The following is a 19,498-nucleotide window of genomic DNA, read 5'->3' as shown; positions in this document are numbered from 1 at the left end:
TGTGCGATACCGCACCGACAAGCCCATGACCGCAACGCCCGCTCAGAGTTTGAAGTTCGTATAGACGATCCGGTGCCCGAGAAATCCGCTGACCTCGGCGATGAACTCGGGCGCCAACGGATTCCAATTCCAGACCTCCATGGTCAGCAGGCCGAACCCCCAGGTCGGCTCCCAGTCCCACCCGTTCACGTCGTTGTCCGCACCACAGGACTGGCACGACATCGCACCGACACCACCATCTGCCCAATCACCGATGGCAGCGAATGCCGCCTGCCAATTCTGATCATCCGGTGCCGGCAGCTCCCGGTGCCCGCAGCGCCGGCAAGTCAATACCTCAGGCTCGTAGCTGTATGACACCACCCGGCCGACGCTGATGGCGGCCCCGTTTGTCCAGAGCACCGGTGCCGGTTCGGTACCGCCGATGGCGTGGCCATAGTTCGGTCCGGGCGGGTGACCAAGTGGCGTCCCGAGCACGCAGTCGGATTGTTCGGCACTGATCACCCCGGTGTCGATGAGCCACCGGGTCAGGCGGGCACCCAACTCGGGTGCGTCCTCGGCCGACACATCGACATCGACCAGTGACTGCGACCAATCTCCCATCGCTCCACGGTAATGCCGCGTCAGTCAGTCCACGGCCGGCAAAAGCACGTCCGCGTCGAAGCATGTGTGCGCCCCGGTGTGGCAGGCGGCGCCGATCTGGTCGACCTCCAGCAACACCGTGTCGCCGTCGCAGTCCAGCCGGACCGAGTGCACGTACTGCGTGTGCCCCGAGGTCAGGCCCTTGACCCACTGCTCGCCGCGGGAGCGTGAAAAATAGGTGGCCTCACGGGTTTCCAGGGTGCGGGCCAGCGCGTCGTCGTCCATCCAGGCGACCATCAGCACCTGACCGGTGGAACGCTCCTGCGCCACGGCGCTGAACAACCCGTCGGCGTTGCGCTTGAGGCGCTTGGCGATGTCGGGATCGAGTGCCATTACCGCACCACGATTCCTTCGGCCGCCATCGCGGCCTTGACCTGACCGATGGTCATCTCCCCGAAGTGGAAGACGCTGGCGGCCAGCACCGCATCCGCGCCCGCCTGCACGGCAGGTGCGAAATCGGCGACCGCGCCGGCACCACCGCTGGCGATCACCGGGACGCCCACTGCCGCGCGCACGGCACGCAGCATCGGCAGGTCGAACCCGGCCTTGGTGCCGTCACGGTCCATCGAGTTGAGCAGGATCTCGCCGACGCCGAGTTCGGCGCCGCGGGCGGCCCATTCGATGGCATCGATGCCGGTGCCGCGGCGCCCGCCGTGAGTGGTCACCTCCCACCCCGAGGGAGTGGGCTGATCACCGGCGGGCACGGTACGCGCGTCGACGCTGAGCACGATGCACTGCGAACCGAACTGGCGCGCCATCTCGGCCAACAGTTCGGGCCGGGCGATCGCCGCGGTGTTGACCGACACCTTGTCGGCGCCGGCACGCAGCAGCACGTCGACGTCCTCGACCGCGCGCACACCGCCACCGACGGTCAGCGGGATGAACACCTGCTCGGCGGTGCGCTTGACCACCTCGAGCATGGTGGACCGGCCCGACGAGGACGCGGTCACATCGAGGAAGGTCAGTTCATCGGCGCCCTCGGCGTCGTAAACGGCCGCGAGTTCCACGGGATCGCCTGCATCGCGCAGGTTCTCGAAGTTGACACCCTTGACCACCCGGCCGGCGTCGACGTCGAGGCACGGGATCACCCTCGTCGCGACGTCACTGATGGTGCTCACAGATAGTCCTCCGGATTGCCAGCGGATTTCACGATTTCCAACATGCGTTCGTGCACGCCGGGCGCGGCGGCCAGCGCCGACTTCGACTCGGCGGTCCACGGATCGCCGGCCAGGTCCGTCACGATGCCGCCCGCGGCCCGGACCAGCGCCACACCGGCAGCATGGTCCCAGATGTGGTGGCCGAAACTGATGGCCCCACCCAGGATCCCGGCCGCGACATAGGCCAGGTCCACCCCGGTGGCGCCGTGCATCCGCACCCGCAAGCACACCCGGCTCAGATTGGACAGCACCTCGACCCGGTAGCGGCCGGGGAACCGGCCGCGAGAATCGATGTTGAAGGTCTGGATCCCGACGATCGAGTCGGTCAACGTCGGCGACCCCAGCGGCGGCAGCGCGGTCCCGTTGTCCCGCACCGGTCCCCCGGCCAGCGCCGAATACCGCTGTCCGGTGAACGGCAGCCAGGTCAGGCCGGCCACCGGCTCGCCGTCCGCCAACAGACCGAGCAGAATGGCCGCCATCGGCGACCCTGCCGCGTAGTTGAATGTGCCGTCGATCGGGTCGAGCACCCACACCAGCGGGGAATCGATGGGCTCACCACCGAATTCCTCACCGTGGACCCCGATTCCGGTGGCCTCGGTCAGTGCCCGCACCACCTGCCGCTCGATCGCCAGATCGACCTCGGTGGCAAAGTCATTGCCCTGCTTGGTGACAGCCGAATCCGCGCGGTGCCCGGCGATGAACGGCACGGACGCCGCGTCGAGGATCTCGGTGGCCGCAGCAACCAGTGCGGCCAGCTTCGACGAATCCAGGTCACCCACCTCGCTTATCCGCTGACCGCGGCCAGTGCCTGCGGCAGAGTGAATCGTTCGGCGTAGAGCGCCTTCCCGACGATCGCACCCTCGACACCGTGACCGGTAAGGGTGGCGATTGCCCGGAGGTCGTCCAGGCTGGATACCCCGCCCGAGGCGATCACCGGAGCGTCAGTGCGGTCGGCCACCGCGGCCAACAGTTCCAGGTTGGGCCCGGTCAGGGTGCCGTCCTTGGTGACGTCGGTGACGACGTAGCGCGAACACCCTTCGCGATCAAGGCGATCCAAGACCTCCCAAAGATCGCCGCCGTCGGTTTCCCAGCCGCGGCCGCGCAGCCGCCAGCTGTCGTTCTCGAACTGAACATCCAGCCCAACTGCGACCCGGTCGCCGTACTCGGCGATGGCCCGACGGCACCACTCGGGGCTTTCCAGCGCCGCGGTGCCGATGTTCACCCGCGCGCAGCCGGTGTCCATGGCCGCCTTGAGCGAGTCGTCATCGCGGATCCCGCCGGACAGTTCGACTTTCACGTCGAGCTTGCCGACCAGATCAGCCAGCAGTTCGCGGTTGCTGCCGCGCCCGAAGGCGGCGTCCAGGTCCACCAGGTGGATCCACTCAGCGCCGTCACGCTGCCAAGCCTCCGCAGCTTCCAGTGCCGAACCGTAATCGGTCTCACTGCCGGCCTTGCCCTGCACCAGACGCACCGCCTTGCCGTCCACCACATCGACAGCCGGCAACAGAATCAAACTCACAGTCCCTCAACCCAATTCGCGAGAAGCGTCGCACCGGCGTCGCCGCTCTTCTCCGGATGAAATTGCGTAGCCGACAACGCGCCGTCTTCGACGGCGGCGATGAACGGCACGTGATGCGTCGCCCAGGTGACGCGTGCGTCCGGATTACCGGACCATTCCTGGGCGGCGTACGAATGCACGAAATAGAAACGCGTGGCGGTGTCGAGGCCCTTGAACAGAGTGCTGCCGGCCGCAGCTTCGACGACATTCCAGCCCATGTGCGGAATCACCGGCGCGTCCAGTCGGGTCACCGAGCCTGGCCACTGCCCGCACCCGGTGGACTCCACGCCGAACTCCACGCCGCGGGCGAACAGAATCTGCATACCGACACAGACGCCCAACACCGGACGGCCATGCTGCAGGCGATCGGCGATGATCTTCTCTCCGCCGATCGCCCGGAGTCCGGTCATGCAGGCCTCGAACGCTCCGACACCGGGCACCACGAGTCCGTCGGCTGCTGCGGCAGCCCCGGGGTCGGCCGTGACCTCGACATCGGCACCAACCCGCTCCAGTGCCCGCTGGGCCGAGCGCAGGTTGCCCGATCCGTAATCGAGGACGACGAGTTTCTTGGTCACAGAGTGCCCTTGGTCGACGGGACGCCGGTGACCCTGGCGTCGTACTCGACGGCCTGGCGCAGCGCGCGGGCCACGGCCTTGTACTGCGCCTCGGTGATGTGGTGTGGGTCGCGGCCGTAGAGCGTCCGCACGTGCAATGCGATGCGGGCGTTGAAGGCCAGCGATTCGAATACGTGGCGGTTGATCACGGTGTGGTAGGGCGCGCTGGACCCGGCGATGGTGAATTCGACCATGAACTCGGGTTCCCCGGTGTGCACGAAGTAGGGCCGGCCGGACACGTCGACGGCGGCGTGCGCCAACGACTCGTCCATCGGGATGAACGCATCGCCGAACCGGCGGATGCCCTTCTTGTCGCCCAACGCCTGGCCGAGTGCCTGGCCCAACACGATCGCCGTGTCTTCGATCGTGTGATGCCCCTCGATTTCGATGTCGCCCTTGGCGTGCACGGTGAGATCGAAGCTGGCGTGGGTGCCCAGCGCGGTCAGCATGTGATCGAAGAACGGGACACCGGTATCGATGTCGACGACACCGGTGCCGTCGAGGTCGATCTCGACGGTGATGTCGGATTCCCTGGTCTTGCGTTCGACTTTCGCGCGACGGGTCACGATGCTCCTACCGGGCTGTTGGCGGGCTGAAGTTCGGTGGTGGCCAGATCGGCGCTGGCAGCCAGGAATGCGTCGTTCTCCTCGGCCAGACCGATCGTGGTGCGCAGGAAGCCAGGGATACCGACATCGCGGATCAGGATTCCCTTGTCCAGGTAGCGCTGCCACGTCGCCGGCGCATCGGTGAAATCGCCGAATAACACGAAGTTCGCGTCGCTGGGGATCACTCGGTAGCCCAAGCGGGTCAATTCGGCGCTCACCCGGTCGCGTTCGGCAGCCAGGGTCGCCACGCTTCCCAGGGTGTCATCAGCATGACGCAGTGCTGCACACGCGGCCGCCTGGGTGAGCACCGACAGGTGATACGGCAGTCGCACCAACAGCAGCGCATCGATCACCGCAGGCGCGGCCGCCAGGTAACCGAGCCGACCGCCGGCGAACGCGAACGCCTTGCTCATCGTCCGGGTGACGATCAGCTTGGCCGGGAACTCGTCGATCAAGGTGACCGCGCTGGGCTGCGACGAGAACTCGCCGTAGGCTTCGTCGACGATCAGGATGCCACCCGTCATCGCTTGCAGCAGCCGGCGCAGGTCCTCGATCGGGACACTCTGGCCCGACGGGTTGTTGGGGCTCGCGACGAACACCACGTCGGGGGTCCGTTCCTTGACCGCCGCCACCGCCACGTCGATGTCGAGCCCGAAGTCCGCGGCGCGGGCGGCCTGCAGCCATTCGGTCTGGGTGCCGTCGGAGATGATCGGGTGCATCGAGTACGACGGCACGAAACCGATCGCGGTGCGCCCCGGTCCGCCGAAAGCCTGCAGCAGCTGCTGCAGGATCTCGTTGGAACCGTTTGCCGCCCAGAGGTTGTCGACTGTCAGCGGCACGCCGGTCGCCGCCGTGAGATAGGCGGCCAGATCGGTGCGCAACTGAACCGAGTCACGGTCGGGATAGCGGTGCAATTCGGCCGCGGCGTCGCGGACCGATGCGGCGACGTCATCGATGAGGGCCTGGGTGGGCGGGTGCGGGTTCTCGTTCGTATTGAGCCGCACCGGAACCACCAATTGCGGTGCCCCGTAGGGCGATTTCCCGCGCAGGTTTTCGCGCAGCGGCAGATCGGCCAGCGTCACATCCCGTGCGCTCATGATCGCCTGTTCTTCGCGCAAGCGCTCATCACCGTTCAAACCTCCGTCGTACCGCCTCGCCATGTGAGGGCAGGTTTTCCGCCTTGGACAGCGTGATCACATGGCCGGACACATCTTTGAGTGCGGCTTCGTCGTACTCGACGACGTGGATGCCGCGCAGGAACGTCTGCACGGACAGGCCGCTGGAGTGGCGGGCGCAACCGGCGGTCGGCAGCACGTGGTTGGACCCGGCGCAGTAGTCGCCCAGGCTGACCGGCGACCAGGCGCCGACGAAAATGGCTCCGGCAGAACGAATCCGGCCGGCCAACGCAGGCGCATCCTCGGTCTGGATCTCGAGGTGCTCGGCGGCGTAGGCGTTGACCACGCGTACCCCGGCATCGATGTCGTCGACCAGCACGATCGCGGACTGCTTGCCCGAGAGTGCGGCCTTGACGCGCTCGACATGCACGGTGGTCTCCAACTGGCGAGTGAGCTCGCGGTCGGTGGCCGCGGCCAGCGCCTCGCTGACGGTGACCAGCACACTGGCCGCCATCTCGTCGTGCTCGGCCTGACTGATCAGGTCAGCGGCGACGTGCACCGGATCGGCCGTGTCGTCGGCCAGGATCGCGATCTCCGTCGGGCCGGCCTCGGCGTCGATGCCGACCTGCGAACGGCAGATCCGCTTGGCGGCGGTCACGTAGATGTTGCCGGGGCCGGTGATCATGTCGACGGGGGCCAACTCGGCGCCATCGGTGTCGGTTCCGCCGTAGGCCAGCAACGCCACCGCCTGTGCGCCGCCGACGGCCCACACCTCGTCGACGCCGAGGAGCGCCGCAGCGGCCAGGATGGTCGGGTGCGGCAGGCCCGCGAATTCCGCCTGCGGCGGGCTGGCGATCACCAGCGAATCCACACCGGCGGTCTGCGCGGGCACCACGTTCATCACGACACTCGACGGGTACACGGCGTTGCCGCCGGGCACATACAGCCCGACACGCTCGACCGGGACCCAGCGTTCGGTGACGGTGGCACCAGGCCCCAGCGTGGTGGTGGTGTCGGTGCGCCGTTGGTCGGCGTGCACCGTGCGTGCCCGGTCGATCGCGACTTGCAGGGCGGCGCGGACATCGGGGTCGAGGTCGGCGAGGGCCGCAGCCAGCCGGTCCGCGGGCACCCGCACGGTGTCGGGACGGATGCCGTCGAAGGTATGGCCGTAGTCCAGCGCGGCCTTCGCGCCGTGCTCGGCGACGGCCTCCACGATCGGGCGGACTTTGGGCACAATTGCGTCCACGTCGACTCCGCCGCGGGGCAGCGCGGATCGCAACTGCGCGGCATTCAGCGCACGGTTACGCAGGTCGATACGGGACATCTGAAACTCGGCCATCGGTTCAATTGTCCCTGATCAGTCCAGTTGATAAAAATCCGTCGTCGGCTGCCGCCGGCACAACCCGCCGTAGTGTGGTCCCAGACTGCCGAATGGAGCCCTAGATGTCCGCGAAAGACCATCCGAACAACGCCCCCGGCGTACCGATGCTCATACCGCCCGCGCTGGAGCGGTTCCAGATCAAATACATCAACCCGCTGGTCAAACCGTTTTCCAAGCGCTTGCCCGGCTTCACCGTGATCAAGCATCGGGGCCGTACCTCTGGTACGCCGTACGAGACGATCGTGACCAGCTACCGCAAGGGCAATGTGTTCGCGGTGACGCTCCTGCACGGCAAGACCAACTGGGTGAAGAACGTGATCGCCGCCGGTGGGGCCGACGTGCACCTGTTCCGCGGCGACATCAAGATCACCAACCCGCGCGTCCTGCCGGCGGGCACCGACGATCCAACCCTCCCCCGGATCCCCCGCAACGCGGCCCGCCGGATGGGCGTCTTCGTCGCAGATATCGTTTGACACGCTCGCCAGACTGCACATATGACCTGGCAGATCTGGCTCGCGTTTCTCGGCGCGTCGATCGCCATCAGTCTGTCCCCCGGTGCCGGGGCGATTCAGTCGATGGCGACCGGCCTGACCCATGGCGTACGCCGTGGGTCATGGAGCGTGCTCGGACTCCAGCTCGGACTACTTGCACAGCTGGTGTTGGTGGCCGTCGGACTGGGGGCCGTGGTCGCGAAGTCGATGCTGGCCTTCCACATCGTCAAGTGGATCGGTGTGGCGTACCTGATCTACCTGGCCATCCAGCAGTGGCGCAGCGCCTCGCAGGATCTGCGCGACCGAATGGGCGGCACAGGTGAACGCGGCCGACTGTCCCTGGTGATGCGCGGATTCCTGGTGAACACGACCAACCCGAAGGGCTTGGTGTTCCTCGTCGCGGTGCTGCCGCAGTTCGTGGTGCCGACGGCGCCGTTGCTGCCGCAGTACTTGGCTATCGGAGCGACCATGGTCGTCGTCGACGTGGTCGTGATGAGTCTCTACACCGGCCTGGCGGCGCGGCTACTCGACTGGCTGCAGACACCGCGTCAGCAGACGATGCTCGGCCGGGTGTTCTCCGGGCTGTTCGCCACGGCCGCGGTGGTGTTGTCGTTGGTCCGCCGCGGCGCGACCGCGTAGGAACCCTCTGTTGAGCACTAAACCGAGGATCTCAGCCACATATTGACCGGAATCCTCGGTTCAGTGCCCCAGGCCTGCCTAGTCGACCGTGTTCTCCTGCGCGCTCTTGATGATCGGGGCGGCCTGCTCCATCGCGGCCCGCAGCGGGCCCGCGGCCTCGTCCGGCAGGACATCACGCGACCACAGGAAGCGGCAGCGGTGCGGGCCGTCGGACACCACCTGCATCACCGCGTTGTCGTGCTCGGGCCTAGCGGTGTCACCTATCAGGGAGTACGCGACACGGCGCGTTGACTCGTCACGGCTGACCAGCCGCTCGCGGGCGACGAAACCGTCGGCGAACGTCACCACCCGAACGTCATCATGGGCTTCGGAGGTCGCCACGAATCCGGGCGCCATGCGTACCGGGCCGTCGGCCCAGTCGCCGATCACCTCCCACACCGTCGCGCTGTCAGCTTCAATGTCGAACTCAATGTGGATCGATGCCATACCAGCCAGTCTGATCGCGGGCCGACCAGGCGTCTTGAACATTTTTGCGGGCCGTATCTGTCGGTCGCGAAGGCTAACGTGGCGCACATGCTGACCGCCCAGGCACTGATCGCGCGGCCAGAATTCAGCATCGCCACCTGGAGTTGCTCCGGCGAGCACCCGGACTGGTCAGAGGCCGAATGTCCGGTCGACGGGCGATTCGTGCTGGTGCGTTCGGGGTGTTTTCGCCGCCGCGGGTCCGGCGAGCCAGTGGACCACGATGCCACCATGGGCTACCTCGGCGAACCCGGAGAACACGAGCATTTCGCCCACCCACACGGCGGCGATGCGTGTACGTCACTACAGCTCAGCGCAGACCGCTGGTGGCAACTCGCCGGCGAGCGGAATCGGATCGGGCCGTCCTCCGTCTACGTGGATGCCCGTCTCGAACTTGCGCACCGACGGCTTCTGGCCGGCAGTCGCGCCGATCCCGATTACCAACTGGCGGAGGGCCTGGTGCGGCTGGTCGGGTCTGCGTTGCGTGCGGCCGCACGACGTCCGATACCGGCGTCCGATCCACCTGCTCGGCCATCGGATCGGTTGGTCTCGCAAGCCCGTGACGCGATCAGGCAGGCGGATGACGCCGCGGTCGGGTTGTTCCCGCTCGCAACTGCGCTCGGGGTCTCGCCATACCGGCTGAGCCGATCGTTCAGCAACGAACTCGGGGTGTCGGTGACGCGGTACCGCAACCGGGTGCGGGTCGGCCGGGCTCTCGACCATCTGCACCGCGGCACATCCACGATCGCCGACGTCGCGGCCACACTGGGTTTCGCCGACCAGGCCCACTTCTGCCGCACACTGCGTGCGCACACCGGGTTGACGCCGACCGCGGTTCGACGCGAATTACGCTGCGCGGGTTAGGTGTCGAGACCGATATCGAGCACCCGCACCGAATGGGTGAGGGCACCGATCGCCAGGTAGTCGACCCCGGTACCGGCGTACTCGGCAGCGCTGTCAAGCGACAGGCCTCCCGAGGATTCCAGCAGCGTCTTGGGCGACCGGGTGTCGCGGCGCTGAACCGCGATCTGGGTCTGCCAGACCGGGAAGTTGTCCAGCAGCACCAATTCCACGTCGGCGGCGAGCACATCGTCGAGCTGTTCGAGGGAATCCACCTCGACCTCACACGGCAGATCCGGAGCCTCGGCCCGGACGGCCTTGAGTGCGGCCAGCACCGACCCGGCCGCGGCGACGTGATTGTCCTTGATCAGTGCCGCGTCACCCAGCCCCATCCGGTGGTTGACGCCGCCACCGACGCGCACCGCGTACTTCTGCAGCGCACGCAGGCCCGGCAGTGTCTTGCGGGTGTCGCGGATCTTGGCGTTGGTGCCGGCCACTGCGTCGACCCAGGCGGCGGTCGCCGTGGCGATCCCCGACAGGTGGCACATCAGGTTCAGCATGGTGCGTTCGGCCGTGAGCAGCCCGCGGGTCGGCGCCTCGATCGTCAGGATCGAAGAACGGGCGTCCAGCCGGGCACCGTCTTCGACGCGGTCGATCACGCGGTAGCCGTCGGCGCCGAGGACCCCGTCGAGCACCAGCAGCGCAATGTCGACGCCGGCGGCCACGCCCGGCTCCCGATTCACCACCGAGGCGGTGGTCATGGCATCGGCGCCCACGGTGGCGAGAGTCGTGATGTCCGGGCCGTAGCGCAGGTCCTCCTCGAGCGCACGGGTGATCGTGGCCCGGGCCTCGGCCAGCTCAGTATCCGAAAGTGCCATCAGCACACCGCCGTTGCGGTATCGAGGACGGGGCGGCCGGCTGCGGCGCGAATTGTCACGGAGTGCTCCTGAGCGGGGTCGGTATCGGGGTGATCGGCGCGATGGTGGCAGCCACGGCTTTCGGTGCGGGCCAGGGCCGCGACGGCGATTGCGCGTGCGGTCGCGGTGAGGGCCGCATCCTCGAAGCTGTGGCGGTCGGCGGGCTGCACCGAGCGCGCATCGGCCAGAACTGCGTCGAGCCGTTGCAGGCCCTCGGCGTCACGGACCACTGAAGCATGCTCAGACATGGCGTGCTGCAGGACATTTCGCTCAACAGAGTCTTGACGTCGATCCTGCGGCGCCTGGGCGCGCACCGAACCGGCCGCGCTCGCGTGCTCGGCGGCCAACCTGCCGGCCCGGCCACCGACGACGAGTCCCTCCAGCAAGCTGTTGGACGCCAACCGGTTGGCCCCGTGCATCCCGGTGCGGGCGACCTCGCCCGCGGCGAACAGCCCGGGCAGTTCGGTACGTCCATGCACGTCGGTCACCACACCGCCGCAGCTGTAGTGGGCGCCGGGAACCACCGGAATCGGTTGGCGGGTGGGGTCGATCCCGGCCGCCGCACAGGCCGCCGCCACGGTGGGAAACCGGTCGGAGAACCGGGCGATACCCCTGGCGTCCAGATACACGCACGGGTCACCCGTGGCGCTGAGCCGGGCGTTGATGGCCGCCGCGACCACATCGCGCGGGGCCAGGTCCCCCATCGGGTGCACCCCGTCAGTCACCGAGTGACCTTGCGAATCAATGAGTATGGCGCCTTCACCGCGTAGCGCTTCAGTGATGAGCGGACGCCGTCCGCCGCCGTTCTCCACGTACAGCATGGTCGGGTGGAATTGGACGAACTCGATGTCGCGGACCGCAACTCCGGCCCACAACGCCAGGGCGATACCGTCACCCGTCGAGCCACTCGGATTGGTAGTTGCCGCGTACACGTGGCCGAGGCCGCCGGTCGCCAGGATGACCGATGGCGCATGGATGAGACCCAGGCCGTCCTCGTTGCGGACCAGCACTCCGGTCACGCCACTGTCGTCACGCAGGATCTCGCACGCCACGTGGTCACGGCGGATGTCGAGTTCGGCCGCCGCCGAATCCAGGGCGCGCTGCACCTCGGCCCCGGTGGCGTCACCCCCGGCATGAATGATCCGGCGTCGGGTGTGGCCGCCCTCGCGGGTCAGCGCCCAGCGCCCGGGAGCTGTCTCGTCGAACTGGGCACCGTCGGTCACCAGATCGGCCACGGCGCCGTAGCCGGCCGCGACGATGGAGCGCACCGCGTCCGGGTCGCACAGGCCACCCCCCGCGGCGACCGTATCGGCAACGTGCGCCTCGACGGAGTCGTCGGAATCCGGCAACACGACGGCGATCCCGCCCTGGGCATGGAACGTCGCGGTCTCGCGAGCCTTGCTCAGCACCACCACTCGCCGGCCCCCGCGGTGCGCCGCCAGGGCCGCCACCAGACCGGCGACTCCGGTACCGACCACGACAACGTCAGCGCGCTGCTGCCACAGCGTCGAACTGCCGCAGGCGAAGCGGCTCGATCCCCGGGCGCTGCCCGTCGGGGTCATTCGCCGCCGCCGGGCTGACCAATCGCGATCATGCGCTGCACGCTGGCCCGTCCCAGCCGAGCGGTCTCGGGATCGACATGCACCTCGTCGGCACCTTCGATCAGGCAGCGCAGCAGTGCGGCCGGCGTGATCATCTTCATGTAGGTGCACGACGCGCGGTCGTTGACGGCCAGGAAGTCGACTTCCGGTGCAGCCCTGCGCAACTGGTGCAGCATTCCGACCTCGGTGGCGACGAGCACCTGCCGGGCCCGGGTTTCCCGGGCCGCGTCGAGCATTCCGCCCGTGGACAGGATCTTCACCCGCTCCTCGGGAACCGCACCCTCACCGGCCAGGTAGAGCGCCGAGGTGGCGCAACCACATTCGGGGTGCACAAACAGTTCGGCGTCGGGGTGCGACCGGGCCTGGTCGGCCAGCTCGTCGCCGTTGATCCCGGCATGCACGTGGCATTCGCCGGCCCAGACGTGCAGGTTCTTGCGGCCGGTGACGCGGCGCACGTGCGCACCCAGGAACTGGTCCGGGCAGAACAGCACCTCGCGATCCTCGGGGATCGAGGCCACCACCTCGACGGCATTCGACGACGTGCAGCAGATATCTGTCAGTGCCTTCACCGCGGCGGTGGTGTTGACGTAGGACACGACGACCGCGCCGGGGTGCTCGTCCTTCCAGGCCTGCAGCTCGTCGGCGGTGATCGAGTCGGCCAGCGAGCAACCGGCGCGCTGGTCCGGGATCAGCACCGTCTTGTCGGGGCTGAGAATCTTGGCCGTCTCGGCCATGAAGTGCACGCCGCAGAACACGATCGTGTCCTCGGGAGCCTCGGCGGCGATGCGTGAGAGCGCCAGGGAATCACCCACATGGTCGGCGACGTCCTGGATGGCCGGCAGCTGGTAGTTGTGCGCCAGCAGCGTCGCGCCGCGCTGATCGACCAAACGGCGAATCTCAGCAGCCCATTTCTCGTCGCCGTCAACGCCGGAATAGCCACCGGGACCATCGACGATCTGATCTGCCAAGCCCCCCGCGAGGGTGTCATCGAGAGCGGTCACGCCGACCTCCTCCACTGCGTCAGGTTTTCGACTTATAATCGAAAACATGCCACATGGTAACACCGCGCACGAAGTGCTCGCCGTCGTGTTCCAGGTTCGCGGCCTCGACACCCGGCAACCCGCACTCAACGTGCTGCTGTGGCAGCGGGCACTGGATCCCGAGCGGGGCAAATGGTCCCTGCCGGGCGGCCGACTGGATGACGACGAGGACCTGATCAGCTCGGTCCGGCGACAGCTCGCCGAGAAGGTTGACCTGCGAGAACTCGCCCATCTGGAGCAGTTGGCGGTGTTTTCCGACCCGCGTCGAGTTCCCGGCACGCGGACCATCGCATCGACATTCCTTGGCCTGGTGCCCTCCCCCTCGACCCCGACCCTGCCGCCGGACACCCGGTGGCATCCGGTCAGCGACCTGCCCCCGATGGCCTTCGATCACGCGCCGATGGTCGAACACGCCCGCAACCGACTGGTGGCCAAGTTGTCGTACACCAACATCGGATTCGCCTTGGCACCAAAGGAATTCGCGCTATCCACGTTGCGCGACATCTACAACGCCGCGCTCGACTACCAAGTCGACGCCACAAACCTGCAGCGGGTGCTGGAACGTCGCAAGGTCATCACCCGCACCGGGACCACCGCACGATCGGGCCGCAGCGGCGGCCGGCCCGCGGCCTTGTTCCGGTTCACCGAGTCGCGGTACCGCGTCACCGACGAATTCGCTGCTCTACGCCCGCCCGGGTGAGTCGACTGGCTTCTTAGACCCTTCTTAAGTAAGAATGCCGGGATGGACATGGGCAGTGCAGCCAGCGTCTCGGCAGCCGAATGGATCGGTCGGGCACCTCACGAGGAGCTCGACCAGGCCTCCCGGCCCGTCCTGCCCCACCACGACGCGTTCTATGTACCGCCTGCGGGGTTCCAGCACGCCGAACCGGGCACCGTGCTGCGTAGCCGTGACGTCGAGCTGGCGTTTCTGGGCCTGATCCCGCAGCGTCTGCACGCCACGCAGCTGTTGTTCCGCTCCACTGACCGCAACGGCATCCCTGAAGCCGCTGCCACCACCGTCATCGTCCCGGCCGACGCCGCACCGGACTGCCCGATCGTGTCGTACCAGTGCGCGATCGACGCGATTTCAGCCCGATGCTTCCCCTCCTACGCCCTGCGCCACCATGCCAAGGCCACCGGCTCCCTGGCCCAGTTGGAATTCCTGCTGATCTCGGCCGCGCTGGCCGAAGGCTGGGCGGTCTCGGTGCCCGATCACGAGGGCATCAACGGCATGTGGGGCGCGCCCTACGAACCCGGTTACCGGGTACTCGACGGCTTGCGGGCGGCTCTCAACACCGAGCACCTGTCGTTGTCTCCGACGGCACGGATCGGCCTGTGGGGGTATTCCGGCGGCGGCCTGGCGAGCGCCTGGGCAGCCGAGATGGCCGGCAGCTACGCCCCTGAGCTCAATATCGTCGGTGCCGTCCTGGGCTCCCCCGTCGGCAACCTCGGAAACACCTTCCGCCGGCTCAACGGCACCGTGTTCTCCGGGCTGCCGGCCCTCGTGGTGGCCGCCCTCGCCGACATCTACCCCAACCTCAACCGAGTGATCGCCGAGCACGCCACCACCGAGGGACGCAAGATCCTCGACCGGCTGCACCGGATGACCACGGTGGAGGCCGTCGTGCGGATGTTCCGCACCGACATGGCCGATCTGGTCGACCTGCCACTGGAACAGATTATCGACGGGCCCGAGGTCACCGAGGTGTTCAAGGACACCAAACTCGGTGTGGCCGTGCCGGTCCCGCCGGTTCTGATCGTGCAGGCGGTGCACGACGAGATCATCTCGGTCGACGACATCGACGAACTCGCCGATACCTACCTGGCCGGCGGCGCCGACGTGACCTACCACCGCGACATGTTCAGCGAACACCTGCTGTTGCACCCGTTCTCGGCCCCGATGGCGTTGCGCTGGCTGGGCGATCGGTTCGCCGAGCGCCCGCTGACCGCCAACCTGGTGCGTTCGAAATGGCCGACGCTGCTCAACCCGATCACCTACATGGGCATGGCACGACTGGCCGGAATCGCCACCAAGGTGGCCCTGGGCCGAACGGTACGGCGGCGCCCGCTCTGAGCTGTCGCGAGCTGGCACAATAGGGGTAGATGCGTTATATCCGTCAGCCCCCGACGGTGGCCCTGCGCGACAGCGTCGACCACCTGTGGTGCATTGCGGACGGACCCACGTACCCGGCGGAACGCATCCTTCCCACCGGCACCACCGAGCTTGTCATCAACCTCGGTGTCGACACCATCGCCATAGCGAACAGCCAAGGTACACAGCGCCTTTCGGGTGCCGTGGTCTCCGGCCCCTACACCCGGCCGTTCGACATCGACGCCCGTGAACACACCGCCATGGTGGGCGTGCACTTCAAACCGGGCGGTGTCCGTGCAGTCCTCGGAATATCAGCGCACGAACTAGTGGGTTCCCACATCAATCTCGATACGGTGTGGAACGGCGCGGCGGCCGACCTGCGCTCCGAGATCTGTGAGACGCAGTCGATCACACAGCGGTTGGCGATCGTCGAACGTACCTTGCTCGCCCGACTGCTCGGGTGCCGCGGACTGACCCCGGAAGTGGCATTCGTGGTGGACGCGCTGAGCCTCGACCGCCAACCAACGATCGAAAAACTCGCCCGCGCAATCGGCTTCAGTCACCGCAGGCTGATCCAGTTGTTCACGGCCCAGGTCGGAATGCCACCCAAACGGTTCGCCCGCGTTCAACGGTTCCGGCACGCACATGACGCTGTCTCGTCGGCACTCTCACCACCGCATTGGCCCACCTTCGCCATCGAGCACGGATACGCCGACCAGTCGCACATGATCAGGGAGTTCCAGGAGTTCTCCGGGATGACGCCCGCCCAGCAGCTGCGCCGAAGCAGCTACGTCGCGAAGGATGACCACATCGCACTCGAGCCATAGGTCAATTTTGTTCAATACATCCGGTGCGAAGATCGGCAGACTGCGGTCATGTCTGGACACATCACCTACCGAGCCGGCGCGATCCGCTACCAGGTCACCGACGTCGAACGCGCGGTCGCGTTCTACACGGGCCAGCTGGGATTCGATGTCGCCCTCCGCGGAGGACCCGCGTTCGCGTCCGTGGTCAGCGGCAATCTCACCGTGTTCTTGAGCGGGCCGGGCAGCTCCGGTGCACGTCCACTGCCCGACGGCGCGCCGCAGATCCCCGGAGGCTTCAACCGGATCGTGCTCGAGGTCGATGACCTCGACGCTGCCGTCACCGAGTTACGCGGGGCCGCCGTCACGTTCCGCAACCAGGTGGAGACGGGGCCGGGGGGACGGCAGGTCCAAATCGACGACCCCGACGGCAACCCCATCGAGCTCTTCGAACCCGCAGCCGTCAAGCCCCGGGTGGAGTGACCACCGGCGGGATCACCGGATACGTCGGGGTCTCCACAGGAGGCCAGGCACCGAGATCGTCACGCACGGTCGACACCGCGATCAGCGCGTAGACCATTGCCGCTGCGGCGGCAGGGAACAGGATCGTGCCGGCGATCTGCAGCGGTGTGTGTCCGAAGAAGACCGACGGCGCTTCCAGCACGTAATGCACCCGATGTTCCGTGGTCACCGGAGCTCCGGCGATGTCCAACGAGCCGAACCGCACGTGAGCCAGTGCCGCACCGACACCGGCGGCCACCCCGGTGGCCAACGCAGAGCCCATGGCCAACGCGGCGACCATAACGGGCCCGCGATGCGGGGCCCACTGCCACAGCGCCACGGCAGCCACGACCGCCAGGACGACGAGCATGCCGACGAACATGAATGCCGACGTGAAGAAATGATCGGATTCACTGCCCAGATACGCGTGCACCCGCTCGCCGCTACGAGTCAACGCGATCACTCCGTGAACCCCCGGCGTCAACCACGCCCACAGCGCGCCGAGCAGCGCTCCGGCCACCGCGAGAGCCCCGATGACGGTCAACACCGCCCGCTCACGCGGAACGCGGGGCGCGCCAACGAGATTGGCCGGAGCTGGACCGGCCTGGGCAACCTGCTCTTCGCCCGAGAGGCTCATCGGGGCCTTCTGCTCTTCGCCCGAGAGGCTCATCGGGGCCTTCTGCTCTTCGCCCGAGAGGCTCATCGCCGCGTATCCAGGTCCATCGAATCCACCTGCCCATGCCGCGAACACTTGGCCCACCACCCGGTGGGCCGCACCTGGACGATCATCCGGCGGCCGCATTCGGCACAGAACCGTGGCGGTTCCAGGCCGAGTTGTGCGGCGGTGGGCACGACGCTTCCGTCCGCCGCGTCCGCCTGGACCCCGGTGTAGACGTTGTATAAGCCGGCGCCGACGGGCGCGGGCAAGTCTTGAACCATCACCACCAGTTCTACAGGCTGGCGTTCAGCGCCTTGATCGGCATCTGCAGATCGTCGAGCAATTCAAGGTCCGACTCGGCCGGGCGGCCCAGCGTGGTCAGGTAGTTGCCGACGATGACAGCGTTGATGCCGCCAAGGATGCCCTGCTTGGCGCCGAGGTCACCAAGGGTGATCTCGCGGCCACCGGCGAAGCGCAGCATGGTGCGCGGCAGCGCCAGTCGGAACGCGGCCACCGCCTTGAGGGCCTCAGAGGCAGGCAGCACCTCGAGATCGCCGAACGGTGTGCCCGGGCGCGGGTTGAGGAAGTTCAGCGGCACCTCGTGCGGGTCCAGCTCGGCCAGGTTGGCGGCGAACTCAGCGCGCTGCTCCAGCGTCTCGCCCATGCCCAGGATGCCGCCGCAGCAGACCTCCATGCCGGCTTCACGCACCATTTCCAGCGTGCCCCAGCGCTCCTCCCACGAGTGCGTGGTGACGACATTGGGGAAGAACGACTGCGCGGTCTCCAGGTTGTGGTTGTAGCGGTGCACGCCCATGTCCTTGAGGCGGTCCACCTGCTCCTGAGTCAGCATGCCCAGCGAGCAGGCGATCTGGATGTCGACCTCGTTGCGGATCGCCTCGATGCCCGCGGCGACCTGGGCCAGCAGGCGCTCGTCGGGGCCACGCACCGCGGCCACGATGCAGAACTCGGTGGCGCCGGTCTTGGCGGTCTGCTTGGCCGCCTCGACCAGGCTCGGGATGTCGAGCCAGGCGCTACGCACCGGAGAGGCGAACAGACCAGACTGCGAGCAGAAGTGGCAGTCCTCCGGGCAGCCGCCCGTCTTGAGGCTGATGATGCCTTCGACCTCGACCTCGGGGCCACACCACTTCATCCGGACCTCGTGGGCCAGGGCCAGCAGCTCTTCGAGCTGGTCATCGGGCAGCTGCAGCACCTGCAGCGTCTGGTCCTTGTCGAGGCCGACGCCACGCTCCAGAACCTGCTCGCGAGCTACGCCCAGTACATCTACGGCTGCCTGCGTCACCGAAAGTCCTCCTGTGGATCATGGGGTCGGCCGAGCCGACAATTGAACACCGTTCAGGCTAGGGTAACGGTGTGCAACTCCACAAACCCGACGTGGTGGATGCGGCGACGGCCATCCTCGACAACTACGGCATCGCCGACCTGACGATGCGCCGCCTGGCGCGCGAGCTCAATGTCAGCCCGGGCGCGTTGTACTGGCATTTCGCCAACAAACAGGAGCTGCTCGGCGCGGTCGCCGACCGCATCCTGCAGCCTGCTCGCACGGATTCCACGACGCCGTCCTGGCCGGGCCGGATCCATGAGATCTGTGTGGCGCTGCGCGACGCACTGCTGTCGCACACCGACGGCGCCGAACTGGTGTCCTCGAGCTTCGCGGCCGGGCAGTCAAAGCTGGCCATCGAGATCGTGGCCCAACTCGCCGACGCCGCCCAGCGTGCCGGTGTGGCACCGCCGGACGACGAGTTGGCTGCTCGCACCTTCCTGTACTTCGTACTCGGCTTCACCGCCGACGAACAGTCCCGTCTGCAGTGGGACGCCGCGGGCGCCCTGGCCGACGAGCAGTCGGTGCTCACCCGTGACACCTCCCGGCAGTTCGCCTTCGGCCTGCAGTTGCTCGTAGACGGTGTGGCAGTACGGGGCGCCAGCACACTCAGCTCCGGCCGCGGTGGCCGGCAGCGTAGCGAGAATTGACCCGGCCAGCTCAGAATGCCGCCTCAAAATGGCGGTGGTGGTCCATATTCTTCGGCGAGCCAGGCTTGGTATTGGCGTTCGACGTCGAGGTCGTTGTTGAGTTCGGCGCGTAGGCGTCGTTCTTCGGCGATGCGGTCACGTTGGTCTTGTTCGCGGGTGCGTGAGCGTTTGGGCATTTTCGCACCGCGATTGGGGCTGGGCGGTTGGGCTTCGGGGAGGTTGAGGTCCCCGGTGGGTTGGCCCAGGGTCGGGAACAGGGCGGCGCCGTGGGGTTCGGTCACATGGGTGTGTCCGGTGGGGGTGGTGAATTCGATGGTGCCGTCGGGGAGTTGGCGG

Annotated in this window: 24 protein-coding genes and 1 pseudogene; 8 read left to right on the top strand and 17 right to left on the bottom strand. The window is 67.4% G+C overall.

The genetic code is table 11. From position 1 onward, the window contains the following. Positions 1-42: 42 nt before the first annotated feature. The 9 genes from A5779_RS29255 to hisD are packed head-to-tail and all read right to left on the bottom strand — an operon-like array spanning position 43 to position 7,027. Complete coding sequence (locus A5779_RS29255; RefSeq protein WP_064887217.1) at positions 43-600, bottom strand: hypothetical protein; 558 nt, start codon at positions 598-600, stop codon at positions 43-45. Positions 601-624: 24 nt separating this feature from the next. Next, positions 625-972, bottom strand: a complete 348-nt coding sequence (gene hisI, locus A5779_RS29250; RefSeq protein WP_064887216.1) for a phosphoribosyl-AMP cyclohydrolase — start codon at positions 970-972, stop codon at positions 625-627. Further along, positions 972-1,757 carry an imidazole glycerol phosphate synthase subunit HisF gene (gene hisF / locus A5779_RS29245; RefSeq protein WP_064887215.1) on the bottom strand — a complete coding sequence of 262 codons (786 nt, stop codon included), beginning with the start codon at positions 1,755-1,757 and terminating at the stop codon, positions 972-974. The genes hisI and hisF overlap by 1 nt, the downstream gene beginning before the upstream one ends. After that, complete coding sequence (locus A5779_RS29240; protein ID WP_064887214.1) at positions 1,754-2,584, bottom strand: inositol monophosphatase family protein; 831 nt, start codon at positions 2,582-2,584, stop codon at positions 1,754-1,756. The genes hisF and A5779_RS29240 overlap by 4 nt, the downstream gene beginning before the upstream one ends. Continuing rightward, on the bottom strand, positions 2,581-3,315 hold the full coding sequence (gene priA, locus A5779_RS29235) for a bifunctional 1-(5-phosphoribosyl)-5-((5-phosphoribosylamino)methylideneamino)imidazole-4-carboxamide isomerase/phosphoribosylanthranilate isomerase PriA (protein ID WP_064887213.1): 735 nt from the start codon (positions 3,313-3,315) through the stop codon (positions 2,581-2,583). The genes A5779_RS29240 and priA overlap by 4 nt, the downstream gene beginning before the upstream one ends. After that, on the bottom strand, positions 3,312-3,929 hold the full coding sequence (gene hisH, locus A5779_RS29230; protein ID WP_064887212.1) for an imidazole glycerol phosphate synthase subunit HisH: 618 nt from the start codon (positions 3,927-3,929) through the stop codon (positions 3,312-3,314). The genes priA and hisH overlap by 4 nt, the downstream gene beginning before the upstream one ends. Further along, positions 3,926-4,534 carry an imidazoleglycerol-phosphate dehydratase HisB gene (gene hisB / locus A5779_RS29225; protein WP_055113886.1) on the bottom strand — a complete coding sequence of 203 codons (609 nt, stop codon included), beginning with the start codon at positions 4,532-4,534 and terminating at the stop codon, positions 3,926-3,928. The genes hisH and hisB overlap by 4 nt, the downstream gene beginning before the upstream one ends. Next, positions 4,531-5,670, bottom strand: a complete 1,140-nt coding sequence (locus A5779_RS29220; RefSeq protein WP_064887260.1) for a histidinol-phosphate transaminase — start codon at positions 5,668-5,670, stop codon at positions 4,531-4,533. The genes hisB and A5779_RS29220 overlap by 4 nt, the downstream gene beginning before the upstream one ends. Positions 5,671-5,698: 28 nt before the next feature. Beyond that, entirely contained in the window at positions 5,699-7,027 is a 1,329-nt protein-coding gene (hisD, locus tag A5779_RS29215; RefSeq protein ID WP_064887211.1) for a histidinol dehydrogenase, read from the bottom strand. 104 nt (positions 7,028-7,131) lie between these two features. Here hisD and A5779_RS29210 point away from each other — a divergent pair, with 104 nt between their 5' ends. Next, the gene (locus A5779_RS29210; RefSeq protein ID WP_044518426.1) at positions 7,132-7,542 is read left to right on the top strand and encodes a nitroreductase family deazaflavin-dependent oxidoreductase; all 411 of its coding nucleotides are present in this window, start codon (positions 7,132-7,134) and stop codon (positions 7,540-7,542) included. 21 nt (positions 7,543-7,563) lie between these two features. Next, positions 7,564-8,199, top strand: a complete 636-nt coding sequence (gene rhtB / locus A5779_RS29205) for a homoserine/homoserine lactone efflux protein (protein ID WP_064887210.1) — start codon at positions 7,564-7,566, stop codon at positions 8,197-8,199. Between the two features lie 78 nt (positions 8,200-8,277). Here the strand turns inward: rhtB and A5779_RS29200 are convergent, their stop codons facing one another. Further along, positions 8,278-8,685: an SRPBCC family protein gene (locus A5779_RS29200; protein ID WP_064887209.1), complete on the bottom strand. Its 408-nt coding sequence runs from the start codon at positions 8,683-8,685 to the stop codon at positions 8,278-8,280. A gap of 87 nt (positions 8,686-8,772) precedes the next feature. On the opposite strand from A5779_RS29200, the gene A5779_RS29195 reads away from it, so the two are divergent. Further along, a complete protein-coding gene (locus tag A5779_RS29195) occupies positions 8,773-9,585 on the top strand; it encodes a helix-turn-helix domain-containing protein (protein WP_110777871.1) in 813 nt (270 codons plus the stop codon). On the opposite strand, the gene nadC is transcribed toward A5779_RS29195, so the two are convergent. From nadC to nadA, 3 genes are read right to left on the bottom strand one after another with little or no spacing between them, the layout of a single operon-like run. Next, complete coding sequence (gene nadC / locus A5779_RS29190; protein WP_064887258.1) at positions 9,582-10,439, bottom strand: carboxylating nicotinate-nucleotide diphosphorylase; 858 nt, start codon at positions 10,437-10,439, stop codon at positions 9,582-9,584. The genes A5779_RS29195 and nadC overlap by 4 nt on opposite strands. Next, positions 10,439-12,040, bottom strand: coding sequence for an L-aspartate oxidase (locus A5779_RS29185; RefSeq protein ID WP_064887208.1), 1,602 nt, complete (start codon positions 12,038-12,040; stop codon positions 10,439-10,441). Before A5779_RS29185 ends, nadC begins: the two co-directional genes overlap by 1 nt. After that, positions 12,037-13,128, bottom strand: coding sequence for a quinolinate synthase NadA (gene nadA, locus A5779_RS29180; protein WP_413784949.1), 1,092 nt, complete (start codon positions 13,126-13,128; stop codon positions 12,037-12,039). Before nadA ends, A5779_RS29185 begins: the two co-directional genes overlap by 4 nt. A 25-nt stretch (positions 13,129-13,153) precedes the next feature. Here nadA and A5779_RS29175 point away from each other — a divergent pair, with 25 nt between their 5' ends. The 4 genes from A5779_RS29175 to A5779_RS29160 are packed head-to-tail and all read left to right on the top strand — an operon-like array spanning position 13,154 to position 16,497. Continuing rightward, a complete protein-coding gene (locus tag A5779_RS29175) occupies positions 13,154-13,819 on the top strand; it encodes an NUDIX hydrolase (RefSeq protein ID WP_207549136.1) in 666 nt (221 codons plus the stop codon). A 42-nt stretch (positions 13,820-13,861) separates the two neighbouring features. Further along, the gene (locus A5779_RS29170; protein WP_064887206.1) at positions 13,862-15,193 is read left to right on the top strand and encodes a lipase family protein; all 1,332 of its coding nucleotides are present in this window, start codon (positions 13,862-13,864) and stop codon (positions 15,191-15,193) included. Positions 15,194-15,222: 29 nt separating this feature from the next. Then, entirely contained in the window at positions 15,223-16,038 is an 816-nt protein-coding gene (locus A5779_RS29165) for a helix-turn-helix transcriptional regulator (RefSeq protein ID WP_082941896.1), read from the top strand. Positions 16,039-16,086: 48 nt separating this feature from the next. Further along, complete coding sequence (locus tag A5779_RS29160) at positions 16,087-16,497, top strand: VOC family protein (RefSeq protein WP_064887204.1); 411 nt, start codon at positions 16,087-16,089, stop codon at positions 16,495-16,497. On the opposite strand, the gene A5779_RS29155 is transcribed toward A5779_RS29160, so the two are convergent. The 3 genes from A5779_RS29155 to bioB all read right to left on the bottom strand — a co-directional run bounded on the left by A5779_RS29155 (position 16,478) and on the right by bioB (position 18,473). After that, the gene (locus tag A5779_RS29155) at positions 16,478-17,152 is read right to left on the bottom strand and encodes a DUF2567 domain-containing protein (protein WP_064887256.1); all 675 of its coding nucleotides are present in this window, start codon (positions 17,150-17,152) and stop codon (positions 16,478-16,480) included. The genes A5779_RS29160 and A5779_RS29155 overlap by 20 nt on opposite strands. A gap of 62 nt (positions 17,153-17,214) precedes the next feature. After that, complete coding sequence (bsaP, locus tag A5779_RS29150; protein ID WP_064887255.1) at positions 17,215-17,454, bottom strand: biotin synthase auxiliary protein BsaP; 240 nt, start codon at positions 17,452-17,454, stop codon at positions 17,215-17,217. An 11-nt stretch (positions 17,455-17,465) separates the two neighbouring features. After that, entirely contained in the window at positions 17,466-18,473 is a 1,008-nt protein-coding gene (bioB, locus tag A5779_RS29145) for a biotin synthase BioB (RefSeq protein ID WP_055113863.1), read from the bottom strand. 71 nt (positions 18,474-18,544) lie between these two features. On the opposite strand from bioB, the gene A5779_RS29140 reads away from it, so the two are divergent. Beyond that, positions 18,545-19,162, top strand: coding sequence for a TetR family transcriptional regulator (locus A5779_RS29140; RefSeq protein ID WP_064887203.1), 618 nt, complete (start codon positions 18,545-18,547; stop codon positions 19,160-19,162). Between the two features lie 23 nt (positions 19,163-19,185). Here the strand turns inward: A5779_RS29140 and A5779_RS29135 are convergent. After that, positions 19,186-19,498, bottom strand: a pseudogene (locus A5779_RS29135) (HNH endonuclease); the annotation flags it as partial.

This window comes from Mycolicibacterium peregrinum (genome assembly GCF_001665625.1).
GTDB classification, from domain to species: domain Bacteria; phylum Actinomycetota; class Actinomycetes; order Mycobacteriales; family Mycobacteriaceae; genus Mycobacterium; species Mycobacterium peregrinum_B.
Note: the sequence above shows the minus strand (reverse complement) of the source record. Positions and strands in the feature narration are given on the sequence as shown.

Bases quoted from the DNA above. Each gene is read 5' to 3' on its own strand.
- hisD (WP_064887211.1), bottom strand. From the start codon at position 7,027: ATGGCCGAGTTTCAGATGTCCCGTATCGACCTGCGTAACCGTGCGCTG.
- A5779_RS29165 (WP_082941896.1), top strand. From the start codon at position 15,223: ATGCGTTATATCCGTCAGCCCCCGACGGTGGCCCTGCGCGACAGCGTC.
- bsaP (WP_064887255.1), bottom strand. From the start codon at position 17,454: ATGGTTCAAGACTTGCCCGCGCCCGTCGGCGCCGGCTTATACAACGTC.
- A5779_RS29200 (WP_064887209.1), bottom strand. From the start codon at position 8,685: ATGGCATCGATCCACATTGAGTTCGACATTGAAGCTGACAGCGCGACG.
- hisI (WP_064887216.1), bottom strand. From the start codon at position 972: ATGGCACTCGATCCCGACATCGCCAAGCGCCTCAAGCGCAACGCCGAC.
- nadA (WP_413784949.1), bottom strand. From the start codon at position 13,128: ATGTTTTCGATTATAAGTCGAAAACCTGACGCAGTGGAGGAGGTCGGC.
- A5779_RS29255 (WP_064887217.1), bottom strand. From the start codon at position 600: ATGGGAGATTGGTCGCAGTCACTGGTCGATGTCGATGTGTCGGCCGAG.
- rhtB (WP_064887210.1), top strand. From the start codon at position 7,564: ATGACCTGGCAGATCTGGCTCGCGTTTCTCGGCGCGTCGATCGCCATC.
- A5779_RS29155 (WP_064887256.1), bottom strand. From the start codon at position 17,152: ATGAGCCTCTCGGGCGAAGAGCAGGTTGCCCAGGCCGGTCCAGCTCCG.
- A5779_RS29220 (WP_064887260.1), bottom strand. From the start codon at position 5,670: ATGAGCGCACGGGATGTGACGCTGGCCGATCTGCCGCTGCGCGAAAAC.
- A5779_RS29195 (WP_110777871.1), top strand. From the start codon at position 8,773: ATGCTGACCGCCCAGGCACTGATCGCGCGGCCAGAATTCAGCATCGCC.
- A5779_RS29170 (WP_064887206.1), top strand. From the start codon at position 13,862: ATGGACATGGGCAGTGCAGCCAGCGTCTCGGCAGCCGAATGGATCGGT.
- A5779_RS29185 (WP_064887208.1), bottom strand. From the start codon at position 12,040: ATGACCCCGACGGGCAGCGCCCGGGGATCGAGCCGCTTCGCCTGCGGC.
- A5779_RS29160 (WP_064887204.1), top strand. From the start codon at position 16,087: ATGTCTGGACACATCACCTACCGAGCCGGCGCGATCCGCTACCAGGTC.
- A5779_RS29210 (WP_044518426.1), top strand. From the start codon at position 7,132: ATGTCCGCGAAAGACCATCCGAACAACGCCCCCGGCGTACCGATGCTC.
- nadC (WP_064887258.1), bottom strand. From the start codon at position 10,439: ATGGCACTTTCGGATACTGAGCTGGCCGAGGCCCGGGCCACGATCACC.